This window comes from Rhodococcus sp. WB1, assembly GCF_001700945.1.
GTDB classification, from domain to species: Bacteria; Actinomycetota; Actinomycetes; order Mycobacteriales; family Mycobacteriaceae; genus Rhodococcus; species Rhodococcus aetherivorans.
Genome location: NZ_CP015529.1, coordinates 2,940,780 through 2,953,799, shown reverse-complemented (window position 1 = coordinate 2,953,799; position 13,020 = coordinate 2,940,780). Strand labels below are relative to the sequence as shown.

The 13,020-nt window shown below is 71.9% G+C and carries 12 protein-coding genes; 8 read left to right on the top strand and 4 right to left on the bottom strand.

The window, feature by feature from the left end; all coding sequences use genetic code 11:
• Genes A4U64_RS13045 through truB form a run of 4 tightly spaced genes read left to right on the top strand, consistent with a single transcriptional unit; the run spans window position 1 to window position 4,023 of the window.
• The gene (locus A4U64_RS13045) at window positions 1-1,419 is read left to right on the top strand and encodes an MATE family efflux transporter (RefSeq protein ID WP_084648638.1); all 1,419 of its coding nucleotides are present in this window, start codon (window positions 1-3) and stop codon (window positions 1,417-1,419) included.
• Window positions 1,416-2,372: a metallophosphoesterase family protein gene (locus A4U64_RS13040; RefSeq protein ID WP_006948334.1), complete on the top strand. Its 957-nt coding sequence runs from the start codon at window positions 1,416-1,418 to the stop codon at window positions 2,370-2,372. The genes A4U64_RS13045 and A4U64_RS13040 overlap by 4 nt, the downstream gene beginning before the upstream one ends.
• Complete coding sequence (gene npt / locus A4U64_RS13035) at window positions 2,369-3,076, top strand: 4'-phosphopantetheinyl transferase Npt (RefSeq protein WP_006948331.1); 708 nt, start codon at window positions 2,369-2,371, stop codon at window positions 3,074-3,076. Before A4U64_RS13040 ends, npt begins: the two co-directional genes overlap by 4 nt.
• Window positions 3,077-3,114: 38 nt before the next feature.
• Entirely contained in the window at window positions 3,115-4,023 is a 909-nt protein-coding gene (gene truB / locus A4U64_RS13030) for a tRNA pseudouridine(55) synthase TruB (protein WP_029543293.1), read from the top strand.
• Window positions 4,024-4,080: 57 nt separating this feature from the next.
• Here truB and A4U64_RS13025 read toward each other — a convergent pair whose 3' ends face one another.
• The 4 genes from A4U64_RS13025 to A4U64_RS13010 are packed head-to-tail and all read right to left on the bottom strand — an operon-like array spanning window position 4,081 to window position 7,351.
• On the bottom strand, window positions 4,081-4,755 hold the full coding sequence (locus A4U64_RS13025) for a metal-dependent transcriptional regulator (protein WP_029543295.1): 675 nt from the start codon (window positions 4,753-4,755) through the stop codon (window positions 4,081-4,083).
• Between the two features lie 36 nt (window positions 4,756-4,791).
• Window positions 4,792-5,679, bottom strand: coding sequence for a metal ABC transporter permease (locus A4U64_RS13020; RefSeq protein WP_006948325.1), 888 nt, complete (start codon window positions 5,677-5,679; stop codon window positions 4,792-4,794).
• Entirely contained in the window at window positions 5,676-6,443 is a 768-nt protein-coding gene (locus A4U64_RS13015) for a metal ABC transporter ATP-binding protein (protein WP_006948323.1), read from the bottom strand. The genes A4U64_RS13020 and A4U64_RS13015 overlap by 4 nt, the downstream gene beginning before the upstream one ends.
• Window positions 6,440-7,351 carry a metal ABC transporter substrate-binding protein gene (locus tag A4U64_RS13010; protein WP_006948318.1) on the bottom strand — a complete coding sequence of 304 codons (912 nt, stop codon included), beginning with the start codon at window positions 7,349-7,351 and terminating at the stop codon, window positions 6,440-6,442. Before A4U64_RS13010 ends, A4U64_RS13015 begins: the two co-directional genes overlap by 4 nt.
• 95 nt (window positions 7,352-7,446) lie before the next feature.
• On the opposite strand from A4U64_RS13010, the gene A4U64_RS13005 reads away from it, so the two are divergent.
• From A4U64_RS13005 to A4U64_RS12985, 4 genes are all read left to right on the top strand, one after another.
• Window positions 7,447-8,418 (top strand): bifunctional riboflavin kinase/FAD synthetase, encoded by a 972-nt coding sequence (locus tag A4U64_RS13005; protein ID WP_006948316.1) that lies wholly within the window; start codon window positions 7,447-7,449, stop codon window positions 8,416-8,418.
• Between the two features lie 46 nt (window positions 8,419-8,464).
• Window positions 8,465-9,892: a wax ester/triacylglycerol synthase domain-containing protein gene (locus A4U64_RS13000; protein ID WP_029543301.1), complete on the top strand. Its 1,428-nt coding sequence runs from the start codon at window positions 8,465-8,467 to the stop codon at window positions 9,890-9,892.
• Between the two features lie 133 nt (window positions 9,893-10,025).
• Window positions 10,026-10,295, top strand: coding sequence for a 30S ribosomal protein S15 (gene rpsO, locus A4U64_RS12995; RefSeq protein ID WP_003935677.1), 270 nt, complete (start codon window positions 10,026-10,028; stop codon window positions 10,293-10,295).
• Between the two features lie 369 nt (window positions 10,296-10,664).
• Window positions 10,665-12,956, top strand: coding sequence for a polyribonucleotide nucleotidyltransferase (locus A4U64_RS12985; protein WP_006948313.1), 2,292 nt, complete (start codon window positions 10,665-10,667; stop codon window positions 12,954-12,956).
• Window positions 12,957-13,020 lie beyond the last annotated feature (64 nt).

Here is a 13,020-nt window from a genome sequence, read left to right as displayed (position 1 = left end):
GTGCCGGCGCCGCAACCGCGGGACACCGCCGGCCCGGAACCGGACGCGCCCCCGCACGTCGTCCCCGAGGCCACCGCCCGGCGCATCCTCGGGCTCGCGGTGCCGGCCCTCGGGGTGCTCGCCGCCGAGCCGCTGTACCTCCTGTTCGACATCGCCGTCGTCGGCCGGCTCGGCGCGCTCGCGCTCGCGGGCCTCGCCATCGGCGGCCTCGTCCTCGCCCAGGTCAGCACCCAGCTGACCTTCCTGTCCTACGGGACCACGGCCCGCGCCGCCCGCCTCCACGGCGCCGGCCGGCGTGACGCCGCCGTCGCCGAGGGTGTGCAGGCCACCTGGCTCGCGCTCGGTGTCGGCACCGCGATCCTGCTCGTCGGGCAGGTACTGGCGGAACCGGTGGCCGCGCTGATCGCCGGGGACCCGGAGATCGCCGACGCCGCGGTGTCGTGGCTGCGGGTCGCCCTGTTCGGCGCACCGCTGATCCTCGTCGGGCTCGCCGGCAACGGCTGGATGCGAGGCGTGCAGGACACCGCCCGCCCGCTGCGGTACGTGCTCGCCGGGCTCGCGCTCTCGGCGGTGCTGTGCCCGGTGCTCGTGCACGGCCTGCTCGGCGCCCCCCGCTGGGAACTCGCCGGTTCCGCCGTCGCCAACGTCGCCGGACAGGGTGTCTGCGCGGCCCTGTTCGTCGGGGCACTGCTCCGGGCCGGTGTGCCGCTGCGGCCTCGTCGCGCGGTGATCGTGGCGCAGTTGCGCCTCGGCCGCGATCTGATCGCCCGCAGCCTCGCCTTCCAGGCGTGCTTCCTGTCCGCGGCCGCGGTGGCGGCCCGCTTCGGTGCCGCGGCCGTCGCGGCGCACCAGGTGGTGCTGCAGCTGTGGAACTTCGTCGCGCTCACCCTCGACTCGCTCGCCGTCGCCGCGCAGGCCCTGGTGGGTGCGGCGCTCGGGGCGGGGGCCCGGTCCGGCGCGAAGCGCCTGGCCTGGCGGATCACCGCCTGGTCCACGGTGTTCGCCACCGGCCTGGCCCTGGCGTTCCTGCTCGGCGGCGACGTGATCCCGGCGCTGTTCACCGACGACCCGGCGGTCCTCGAGCAGATCGACGTCGCCTGGTGGTTCTTCGTCGCGCTCATGCCCGCCGCCGGAGTGGTGTTCGCGCTCGACGGGGTGCTGCTCGGCGCCGGTGACGCCGCCTTCCTGCGCACCGCCACGCTCGCGTCCGCGCTGTTCGGCTTCCTGCCCGTCGTCTGGTGCTCGCTGGTGTGGGGCTGGGGGCTCGCGGGTATCTGGACGGGGCTTACGGTGTTCATCGTGTTCCGCATGGCGGCCGTGGTCTGGCGGACCCGGTCGGGGCGGTGGGCCGTCGCCGGTGCGGACCGGCAGATCCGGCGCGAGACGGTACGGGACGAGACAGAAGGGCAGGACCGGTGACGGGGAAACTCTGGGCGGTCAGCGACATCCACGTCGGGCATCGAGGCAATCGCCCCGTCACCGAGGATCTGCACCCCGAATCCCCGGACGACTGGTTGATCGTCGCCGGCGACGTCGCCGAGAAGTCCGACGACATCCGCTGGGCGCTGTCGCTGCTGCGCAGCCGTTTCGCCAAGGTGATCTGGGTTCCCGGCAACCACGAGCTGTGGACCACCGCCAAGGACCCGGTGCAGATGCACGGCGCCGCCCGGTACGACTACCTCGTGACGATGTGCCGCGAACTCGACGTGCTCACCCCGGAGGACCCGTATCCCGTGTGGCACGGGGAGGGTGGGCCGGTGACGCTCGTGCCGATGTTCCTGCTCTACGACTACTCGTTCCTGCCCGAGGGCACCACGACGAAGGCCGAGGGCCTGGCGCTCGCCCGCGAACGCAACGTCGTCGCCACCGACGAGTTCCTCCTCTCACCCGACCCGTACGTCACCCGCGACGTGTGGTGCCGCGTGCGGCTCGACGACACCCGCAAGCGCCTCGACGCCCTCGACCCGGCGCTGCCGACGGTGCTGATCAACCACTTCCCACTGGTCCGCGAACCCACCCGGATGCTGTTCTACCCGGAGTTCTCCCTCTGGTGTGGCACCACCGAGACCGCCGATTGGCACCTGCGCTACCGCGCGTTGTGCGCCGTGTACGGACACCTGCACATCCCGCGCACCACGTACTACGACGGCGTCCGCTTCGAGGAGGTCTCCCTCGGCTACCCACGGGAATGGCAGCGCCGGGGTCTGCCCGAGCCGCTGCTGCGCCAGATCCTGCCGGTGCCGGAGTATCCGCCGGGATCGCTGAACAAGTGGGGCGGGCACTTCCGGGTGACCCCCGAGATGGAAGCCGAAGTCGAGAAGATGCGCGCTGAGCGCGCTGCACAGAACACGCGCACTGGGGAGCTGCGATGACCGACCCGACGACCTCGACCCGCACCGGGCTGATCACCCGGATCCTGCCCGACGGCATCGCCGCCGCGGAGTTGTTCGAGGACCCGCCCGGCCTGCGGCCGCACCCGCAGGAGGAGGCGCTCGTCGCCCGTGCGGTGGACAAGCGGCGACGGGAGTTCGCGGGGGCGCGGCACTGCGCGCGGCTCGCCATGCGGCAGCTCGGGATGGAGCCCGGGCCGGTGCTCAAGGGCGACAAGGGGGCGCCCGTATGGCCGCGGGGAGTCGTCGGCAGCCTCACCCACTGCGACGGTTACCGCGGCGCCGTCCTGGCCTACGCGCTGCAGGTGCGGTCGCTGGGGATCGACGCGGAGCCGCACGGTCCCCTGCCCGACGGGGTGCTCGAGGCGGTGTCCCTGCCGCAGGAGCGCACCTGGCTCGCCGGCACCGAGCCGAGCCTGCACTGGGACCGCCTGCTCTTCTGTGCCAAGGAGGCCACCTACAAGGCGTGGTTCCCGCTCACCGGGCGCTGGCTGGGCTTCGAGGACGCCCACATCACGTTCGAGCGCGACGGCGCGGCCGCCGTACCGGGCGCGGCCGCGTCGGGCACGTTCCGTTCCGACCTGCTCGTACCCGGCGACACCCGCGACGGTGCGCCGCTGTCGGCGTTCGACGGGCGGTGGTTGATCGCCGACGGGCTGGTGCTCACCGCGATCGTCGTGCACTGACACCGGGGCCGCCGCGGCAGGTGGCAGAATCGGGCCCCGTGTCTGCCTCCGAGAACCCCGCCCTTGCCCGTGCCGGCCTGCTCGTCGTCGACAAGGACCCGGGTATGACCAGCCACGACGTGGTGGCCCGCTGCCGGCGGCTGCTCGGCACCCGCAAGGTCGGTCATGCCGGCACCCTCGACCCGATGGCGACGGGCGTCCTCGTGCTCGGGGTGGAGCGCGCGACGAAGATGCTGGGCCTGCTCGCCCTCACCACCAAGGCGTATTCGGCGACGATCCGGCTCGGGCAGAGCACCGTCACCGACGACGCCGAGGGTGAGGTGCTCGCGACCACCGACGCCTCCGCCGTCGCGGACGAGGCGATCGCGGCGGCCGTCGCCGCGCTCACGGGGGAGATCTCCCAGGTGCCCGCCAGCGTCAGCGCGATCAAGATCGACGGCAAGCGCGCCTACGCCCGGATGCGCGAGGGGGAGACCGTCGAGCTCGCGGCCCGGCCGGTCACGGTCTCGCGGTTCGAGGTGCTGTCCCGGCGGACCACCTCGGACGGGTTCGTCGATCTCGACGTCGAGGTGGAGTGCTCGTCCGGCACCTACATCCGGGCGCTGGCCCGGGATCTGGGGGCCGCCCTGGGCGTCGGCGCGCACCTGACGGCGCTGCGGCGCACCCGGGTCGGCCCGTTCGGGCTCGAGCACGCCCGCACGCTCGCCCAGCTCGAGGAGAGCCCGACCGTGAGCCTGGACATCGACGCAGCCGTCCGCACCGCGTTCCCGTGCCGCGACGTCACCGCGGCGGAGGCGGAACTGCTGGCGAACGGCCGGTGGCTGGATCCGGTGGGGATTCCCGGCGTGTACGCGGCGATCGACCCGTCCGGCCGGGCCGCGGCGCTGCTGCAGGAGAAGGGCAAGCGGGCCTCGGCAGTGTTCGTCGTGCGCCCGGCCACCATGTAGCGGTGTGTCCTTCGGGCTGCTCCCGCCGCCCGAAGGACACACCGGCGCCGCGGCCGCCTACACCAGCCAGATCGCGTCGGCCGCGGGATGCCCGAGGTCGACCGTGGTGCCGCCGTCGCCGCCGATACGGACCGAGACGGTGCCCGCGAAGTCGCGGCGTTCGACGACCCGGATGTCGGTGTCGAGGGCTATGCCCACGTCGTCGAAGTAGCGCAGCATCGCCGGGTCCGCGTCCGAGATGCGGGCGACGCGGCCGTGCTCGCCGTCGACGAACGCGCTGAGCTGCCGGGCCGGGGGAGTGGGGATCGTGCCGTCGTCCGCCGGAATCGGGTCGCCGTGCGGGTCCCGCTCGGGATGGCCGAGCTTGGCGTCGATGGCGGCGACGAGCCGGTCGGAGACGGCGTGCTCGAGGACCTCGGCCTCGTCGTGCACCTCGTCCCAGCCGTAGCCGAGTTCCTGGACCAGATACGTCTCGAGCAGACGGTGCTTGCGGACCATGGCCACGGCGGCGGCGCGCCCGGAGTCCGTGAGGGAGATCGCGCCGTAGCGGGCGTGGTCGACGAGGCCCTGATCGGCGAGCTTGCGGACGGCCTCGGAGACGGTCGACGCCGACACTCCGAGCTTCTCCGCGAGCAGCTTCGTCGAGACCTTCTCTCCCGACCATTCCCGCACGGTCCAGATGATCTTGAGGTAGTCCTGCGCGACCGGCGTCAGCGTGTCCGCCGTCGCCACCTCGGTCGTCCCGCTTCTCTCGCCCACGGGGACAGCTTAGGCAAGTCTCACCGCGGATTCATCCGCGTCGCGCAGCCGTGCCCGCCGCCGCAGCGCCCCGGTGATCAGTCCCTGGTGCGGCGAGAAGAGGTAGGCCACCGTGAACACGACGGCCTGCGCCAGGACGACGACACCGCCGGTGGAGGCGTCGGTGTAGTAGCTGACGTACACCCCGGCCGCCGATGTCAGCGCGGCCAGGGTGGGGGCGAGCACCAGCATCCGCGACAGCCGTTCGGTGAGCAGGTACGCCGTCGCACCGGGGATGATCAGCATCGCCACGACGAGGATCACCCCGACGGCCTGGATGGCGGCGACGATGGTGACCGCGAGGAGAGCGAGCAACAGGGCGGACAGCCGGGCCGGGGAGATCCCGAGGGCGTGGGCCTGCCCCCGGTCGAACGCGAACAGGGTCAGGTCGCGGCGCTTGGCGATCAGCACGACGAGCACCACCACCGCGAGGGCGGTGACCTGCCACATGTCCTCGGTGGCCAGGCCCAGCAGGTTGCCGAAGAGCACGTGGTGCAGGTCCACCTGGCTCGGGTTCTTGGAGATCAGGACGACGCCGAGGGCGAACAGCGTCGTGAACACCACGCCGATCGCGGCGTCCTCCTTGACCTTGGTGGTGCTGCGCACGAGCCCGATCAGGGCGACGGCGGCCCCGGCGAACAGCAACGCGCCCAGGGCGAACGGTGCCCCCACCAGGTAGGCCAGCACCACCCCCGGCAGCACGGCGTGGGAGACGGCGTCGCCCATCAGCGACCAGCCGATGAGGACGAGCCAGCAGCTGAGCAGGGCACACACGACCGTGGCGGCCACCGCGACGACGAGCGCACGCTGCATGAAGCCGTACTGCAGCGGTTCGACGATCAGTTCGACGAGGTTCACCGCGCCTCCTGGGGAACGTAAGGGGTCGGCACCAGCGGGTCGACGCCGAAGGCGCGGGCGAGGTTCTCCGGCCGGAGCACCTCCTCCGGGGCGCCGTGCACGAGGATGCGACGCTGCAGCAGCGCGGCCTCGTCGCACAGCGTCGACAGCCCGGCGAGGTCGTGGGTGGCGACGAGGACCGTGTGCCCGGAGCCGGCGAGGTCCCGGATCACGCCGGTCAGCGCCGCCTCGGTGCGCTTGTCCACCCCGGCGAACGGCTCGTCGAGCAGCAACAGGGGAGCGCCCTGGGCGATGGCGCGGGCGACGAAGACCCGCTTGCGCTGACCGCCCGAGAGCTGCCCGATCTGCCGCTGCTCGTAGCCGGCCATGTCGACGCGTTCGAGCGCGGCCCGGACCGCGGCGTGGTCGGCAGGCCGCGGCCGGCGCAGCCAGTTCTGGTGGCCGTAGCGGCCCGTCATCACGACTTCGCCCACGCTGATGGGGAAGTCCCAGTCGACGGCCTCGCTCTGCGGCACGTACGCGACGGCTCCGGCCTTGCGGGCGGTGACGGTGTCGGCGCCGCCGATGGACACGGTGCCGGCGCTCGGCCGCACGATGCCCATGATCGCCTTGAAGAGGGTCGACTTGCCCGAGCCGTTGGTGCCGACGAGCCCGCACACCCGGCCGGTGGCGAGGGTCAGGTCGACGCCGTCGAGCGCGGTGACGGTGCGGTAGTGCACGCTCAGGCGGGAGACGGCCAGTGCGGGGGCGGGTGTCGCGGTCATGGGCGCAGCCCTTCGGTGATGGTGCGGACGTCGTGCCGGAGCAGCTCGAGGTAGGTCGGCACGGGGCCGTCCGGCTCGGAGAGCGAGTCGACGTACAGGGTTCCGCCGAACCGGGCACCGGTGTCCTCGGCGACCTGCCGCTGGGCCTTGTCCGAGACGGTGGACTCACAGAACACGGCGGGCACGGCGTTGGCCCGGACGAAGTCGACCGTACGGGCGATCTGCTGGGGGGTGCCCTGCTGGTCGGCGTTGACCGCCCACAGGTACGCCTCGCTCAGGCCGGCGTCGCGGGCCAGGTAGCTGAAGGCGCCCTCGCAGGTGACCAGCGCTCGGTGATTCGGCGGCAGCACGGCCAGGTCGGCGACGAGCTGTTCGTGCACCGCCTGCAGTTCGGCGCGGTACGCCGCGGCGTTGGCGGCGTAGTCGGAGGCGTGCTCGGGGTCGAGCTCGGCGAACGCGGCGGCGATGTTGTCGACGTACGTCTGGGCCGCCAACGGGGACATCCACGCGTGCGGGTTGTGCCGCCCCGCGTAGGCGTCCTCGCCGATCGGCAGCGGCGGCACGCCCTCGCTGAGGACGGCGTGGGCGGCGTCGGTGTCGGCGAGGAACTGTTCGAACCAGCGCTCGAGGCCCAGGCCGTTGTCGAGGACGAGGTCGGCCCGGGTGGCGTAGCGGAGGTCGCCCGGGGTGGGCTCGTAGCCGTGGACCTCGGCACCGACCTTGGTGATCGACTCGACCCGCAGGTGTTCCCCGGCGACGTTGCGGGCCATGTCCGCGAGCACCGTGAAGGTGGTCAGCACCAGGGGGCGGTCGTCGTCGGAACTCTGCGCCGAGCTGCAGCCCGCCAGGATCGCCGTGGCCGCGAACGCCACGGCGATTTTGCGGAGTCCAACGAAAATGTTCGGCATACCGAAATTATGGCGGTGTGCCGTCGGCGTTGTCCATGCGACGCCCCGGGCGAGCCGGAGATGACCGTCCGGCCGCCGGGTCGTAGGCTGCGCTTGTGCAGAGATGGCGAGGTCTCGACGAAATTCCCGCGGATTGGGGTCGTTGTGTCCTGACGATCGGGGTGTTCGACGGTGTGCACCGCGGGCACCAGCAGCTGATCGCGCGGGCGGTGAAGTCGGCGAAGGAGCGCGGCACAGCCAGCGTCCTGATGACGTTCGACCCGCACCCGATGGAGGTCGTGCGGCCGGGCAGTCACCCGGCGCAGCTCACGACCCTCGCGCGGCGGGCAGAACTGGCCGAGGAGCTCGGCATCGACGTCTTCTGCGTCATGCCGTTCACCCCCGAGTTCATGAAGCTGTCCCCGGAGCGGTACGCCCACGAGATCCTCGTCGAGCGGCTCCACGTCGCCGAGGTCGTCGTGGGCGAGAACTTCACCTTCGGCAAGAAGGCCGCCGGCAACGTCGACCTGCTGCGTACCATCGGCGAGCGCTTCGGCTTCGCCGTTCAGGGCCTGACCTTGCTCAGCGAACATGCGGTGACGTTCTCCTCCACCTACATCCGCTCGTGCGTCGACGCCGGCGACGTCGCCGCCGCGGCCGACGCGCTGGGCCGCCCGCACCGCGTCGAGGGCGTCGTGGTGCACGGGGACGGCCGCGGCCGCGATCTCGGCTTCCCCACCGCGAACGTCGCGCCGCCGATGTACTCGGCCATTCCCGCGGACGGCGTCTACGCCTGCTGGTTCACCGTCCTCGGCCCGGGCACCGGGGGGCTCGGCACCGTCACGCCGGGGGAGCGGTACCTCGCGGCGGTGTCGGTGGGCACCAATCCGACCTTCTCCGGGCGCACCCGCACCGTGGAGGCGTTCGTCCTCGACGAGGAGGCCGACCTGTACGGCCAGCACGTCGCGGTCGACTTCGTCGAGCGGCTGCGCGGCATGGAGCGGTTCGAATCGGTGGAGGCCCTCATCTCGGCGATGCACCGCGACGCCGAGCGGGCCCGCGAGGTGCTCGAGCGCACTCGCGGCTAGGGCCGTTCCGGTCCGGGCCCCGCCCGGATCGGGGACAATTCCCGGTGTGTCGATACGTCAGTGGCGACACGCGCGCCTGACCTGGGCGGACGCCGCGAACTATCACGAGTCGAAATCGGACCGGCCGACCGACTGGTCCGCCTTCGTCGTGTTCGACGAGCGGGACGGTGCGATCCGCGGCCCCGGGGACGCGTCCGCTCACCTGCGCTCCCGGGCGCATCTGCTGACCGTGCTGGACCGGCGGATCGTCGAGGCGCCCGGCCGGCTGGACTATCCGTACTGGGTGCGGGCGCAGCTGCCGCCCGAGGAGCGCATCGAGTACCACGAGTGGGCCGGCGGCTCGTTCACCGCGTGCATCGACGCCATCGCGGACCTGTGCGCGGACCCGCTGGACGTCCGGCGGCGCGCGTGGTGCCTGCACGTCTTCGTCGCGGTGGCCGACCCGGACGATCCGGGCGCGACCGTGACGGTCGTCGTGCTGCAGGTCAGTCACGCCGTGATGGCAGGCTCGGCGCTGCCCGCCTTCCTCGGCGCGCTGTTCGGCGCGGACGGGCAACCGCTGCGCGTTCCCGGCCTGCCGCCGGCCGCGGCGCGACCGCAGCACATCACCGCGGCGGTCTCGGGTGTGGCGCGCTTCGCCCGCTGGTACCTGCGGCTCGGCTACCTGACGCTCGGCGCGGTCCTGGTGCGGCGCGCGGCGTCGGCGCGGTCCGCGGACGCCCCGACGGTCCCGTCCCCGGCGGCGCGGCCCGCAGCGGTGCTCGCCGGGGCGCCCGGCCCCGACCGGGTGATCCGGATCGTGCGGCCCGACCTGGGCAGTCTCGTCGGCCGGACCTACACCGTGACGGCCATGGGCCTGGCAGCGGTGTCCCTCGCGATGCAGCGCTACTTCGGCGAGCGCGGCCGGCCCGTCGTCGGCGCCCACGTCGCGGTTCCGGTCGCGGTCGGCGCGGCCGGTGCCGCGCTGGGCGTCAATCGGCTGACCGCCGCGATCGTTCCGTTGTGTACCGAGGTCGCCGATCCCCGCGACCGGGTGGCGGCCGTGGCCGACGCGCTCGCCGGCGAACGGCGGGTCGCGACGTCCCCCGAGGTGCTGCACCGCCTCGCGGGTGCGGGCGCGGTGCCGTATCCGCTGTACCGCCGGGCGGCGGACCGGCGCGACCGTGCGGCGGCGGCGGGCGGGTTCGCGGCACCCGCCGAGACCGCGGTCACCAGTGTCGACTGTGGCGCCGACACCGGCTGGACCTACCACGGCGGAACGTTCCGTTTCGTCGCGGGCATCCAGTCCCTCCGCCCGGGGATGGGTCTGGTGCACTCCTTCAGCCGGGCCGGCGAAGCGTTCGCCGTCACGGTCATGAGCTCGCCGCTGCTGATGCCGGATCTCGATCGGTACGCGACCCTCCTCGAGGAGGCGTTCGCCGAGGTGATCGAGGCCACCGGAGGCCGCCGATCCGGCACCGGATCCCGCGGCTGAGGGTGGCCGGGGCCGGCACCTGCCCCTCTGGTACGCTCATCCGCTGGTGTGTGCTGCGGTTCGCGGTGGCCGCACCGACGGGCATCGGCCCGTTCCACGAAGCGCGCGGACGTCATCGATCAGGAGTATCCCAGTGGCATTGACCACCGAGCAGAAGAAGCAGATCCTCGGCGAGTACGGCCTCCACGAGACCGACACCGGATCGCCCGAGGCGCAGGTCGCGATGCTCACCAAGCGCATCCAGGACCTGACCGAGCACCTGAAGCAGCACAAGCACGACCACCACTCCCGCCGCGGCCTGCTGCTGCTGGTCGGTCGTCGTCGCCGGCTGCTCAAGTACGTCGAGAAGGTCGACGTCAACCGCTACCGTTCGCTGATCCAGCGTCTGGGTCTGCGCCGATAGGAGCGCGGCGAAGCGACGACGCGATCTGCGTTCGCTGATCTTTCCGATAGCCAACGAGGCAATGCTTAGACTGAGCCTCGTTGGCTATCGGTGTTTGGCCGCTGCGCGGCCGGAGGTGGGTGACGTGCCCACCGGACACCGGCAGCGGCACCCGCGGACGGCGACACCGCCCGCGGAACCGTATGCACCGACGGTGTCGGTCTTCGGTAGTGACCTTCCGGACCCGGTCCGGACGGTTTCGATCGACGACCGCCTCCGCACGCTCGGCCCGTGAGACGCGGGCACGGGCGATCGGTGCGCAGCCGCAGCCACGAGGGTTGTGGCGCCCGCGCGGGTACGGCGAAGACGAGAGGGAAGAGAAGAGTAGAGATGACCAGCAATTCAGCAGTCGAGGTCGACGAGGGCGTGTTCGAGTCCGTCGCAGTCCTCGACAACGGGTCCTTCGGCACCCGCCAGATTCGTTTCGAGACCGGCCGCCTCGCCCAGCAGGCCGCCGGCTCCGTCGTCGCGTACCTCGACGACGAGACCATGCTGCTGTCGGCGACGAGCGCCAGCAAGCAGCCCAAGGAGCACTTCGACTTCTTCCCGCTGACGGTGGACGTCGAGGAGCGCATGTACGCCGCGGGCCGCATCCCCGGCTCGTTCTTCCGTCGCGAGGGCCGGCCCTCCACCGACGCGATCCTGACCTGTCGCCTCATCGACCGGCCGCTGCGCCCGTCCTTCGTCGACGGCCTGCGCAACGAGATCCAGGTCGTGGTGACGGTGCTCAGCCTGAACCCGAACGACCTGTACGACGTCGTCGCGATCAACGCCGCGTCGGCGTCCACCCAGATCGCCGGCCTGCCGTTCTCCGGGCCGGTCGGCGGCGTGCGGGTCGCGCTGATCACCTCCGAGGAGAACAAGACCGGCCAGTGGGTCGCGTTCCCGACGGTCGAGCAGCTCGAGAACGCCGTGTTCGACATGGTGGTCGCGGGTCGCATCGTGGGTGGCGGCGACAACCCCGACACCGCCGACGTCGCGATCATGATGGTCGAGGCCGAGGCCACCGAGAACGTCGTCGAGCTGGTCGCCGGCGGTGCGCAGGCGCCGACCGAGACCGTCGTCGCCGAGGGTCTCGAGGCCGCCAAGCCGTTCATCGCGCGGCTGTGCGTCGCCCAGCAGCAGCTCGCCGCCGCGGCCGCGAAGCCCACCGGTGACTTCCCGCTGTTCCCGGCCTACGAAGCCGACGTGTACGAGGCCGTCGAGGCCGCCGCGTCGACCAAGCTGGCCGAGGCGCTGACCATCGCCGGCAAGCAGGAGCGCGACGAGCGGACCGACGAGGTCAAGGTCGAGGTCCTCGAGCAGGTGGCCCCCAACTTCGAGGGCCGTGAGAAGGAGATCGGCGCGGCGTTCCGCTCGCTCACCAAGAAGCTGGTCCGCCAGCGGATCCTGCGGGACAAGTTCCGCATCGACGGCCGCGGCATCACGGACATCCGCGCCCTGTCCGCCGAGGTCGCGATCGTGCCCCGGGCCCACGGCTCGGCGCTGTTCGAGCGTGGCGAGACCCAGATCATGGGTGTCACCACGCTGGACATGGTGAAGATGGCGCAGCAGATCGATTCGCTCGGTCCCGAGACCAGCAAGCGGTACATGCACCACTACAACTTCCCGCCGTACTCCACCGGTGAGACCGGCCGCGTCGGCTCGCCGAAGCGCCGCGAGATCGGCCACGGCGCCCTCGCCGAGCGGGCCCTGATCCCGGTCCTGCCCAGCCAGGAGGAGTTCCCCTACGCGATCCGTCAGGTCTCCGAGGCGCTCAGCTCGAACGGCTCCACCTCGATGGGCTCGGTGTGTGCCTCGACGCTGTCGCTGCTCAACGCCGGTGTGCCGCTCAAGGCCCCGGTCGCGGGCATCGCGATGGGCCTGGTCTCCGACGAGGTCGACGGGGAGACCCGCTACGTCGCGCTGACCGACATCCTCGGCGCCGAGGACGCGTTCGGTGACATGGACTTCAAGGTGGCCGGCACGAAGGATTTCGTCACCGCGCTGCAGCTCGACACCAAGCTCGACGGGATCCCGTCGCAGGTGCTCGCCGGGGCGCTGTCGCAGGCGCACGACGCCCGCGCCACCATCCTCGAGGTGATGGCCGAGGCCATCGAGACCCCGGACGAGATGAGCCCGTTCGCGCCCCGGATCACCACCATCAAGGTCCCGGTCGACAAGATCGGCGAGGTCATCGGCCCCAAGGGCAAGATGATCAACTCGATCACCGAGGAGACCGGCGCGAACATCTCCATCGAGGACGACGGCACGGTGTACGTCGGTGCCGCCGACGGCCCGTCCGCGCAGGCCGCGATCGACAAGATCAACGCCATCGCGAACCCGCAACTGCCGAAGGTGGGCGAACGCTTCCTGGGCACCGTGGTCAAGACCACGGCGTTCGGCGCGTTCGTCTCGCTGCTGCCGGGCCGCGACGGCCTGGTGCACATCAGCAAGCTCGGCAACGGCAAGCGCATCGCCAAGGTCGAGGACGTCGTCAACGTGGGCTCGAAGATCCGCGTGGAGATCGCCGACATCGACAACCGGGGCAAGATCAGCCTGGTGCCGGTGCCCGACGAGGACACCGCCGACGCTTCGGGCGAGACACCCGAGGCTCCCGCGGCCGAGGACACGCAGCAGTAGTCCGGCCTCCGAGTCGCACCGCGGCCCCGCACCCTCGGAAGGTGCGGGGCCGCGGCCGTGTTTC

Bases quoted from the DNA above. Each gene is read 5' to 3' on its own strand.
- npt (WP_006948331.1), top strand. From the start codon at position 2,369: ATGACCGACCCGACGACCTCGACCCGCACCGGGCTGATCACCCGGATC.
- A4U64_RS13015 (WP_006948323.1), bottom strand. From the start codon at position 6,443: ATGACCGCGACACCCGCCCCCGCACTGGCCGTCTCCCGCCTGAGCGTG.
- A4U64_RS13010 (WP_006948318.1), bottom strand. From the start codon at position 7,351: ATGCCGAACATTTTCGTTGGACTCCGCAAAATCGCCGTGGCGTTCGCG.
- A4U64_RS12985 (WP_006948313.1), top strand. From the start codon at position 10,665: ATGACCAGCAATTCAGCAGTCGAGGTCGACGAGGGCGTGTTCGAGTCC.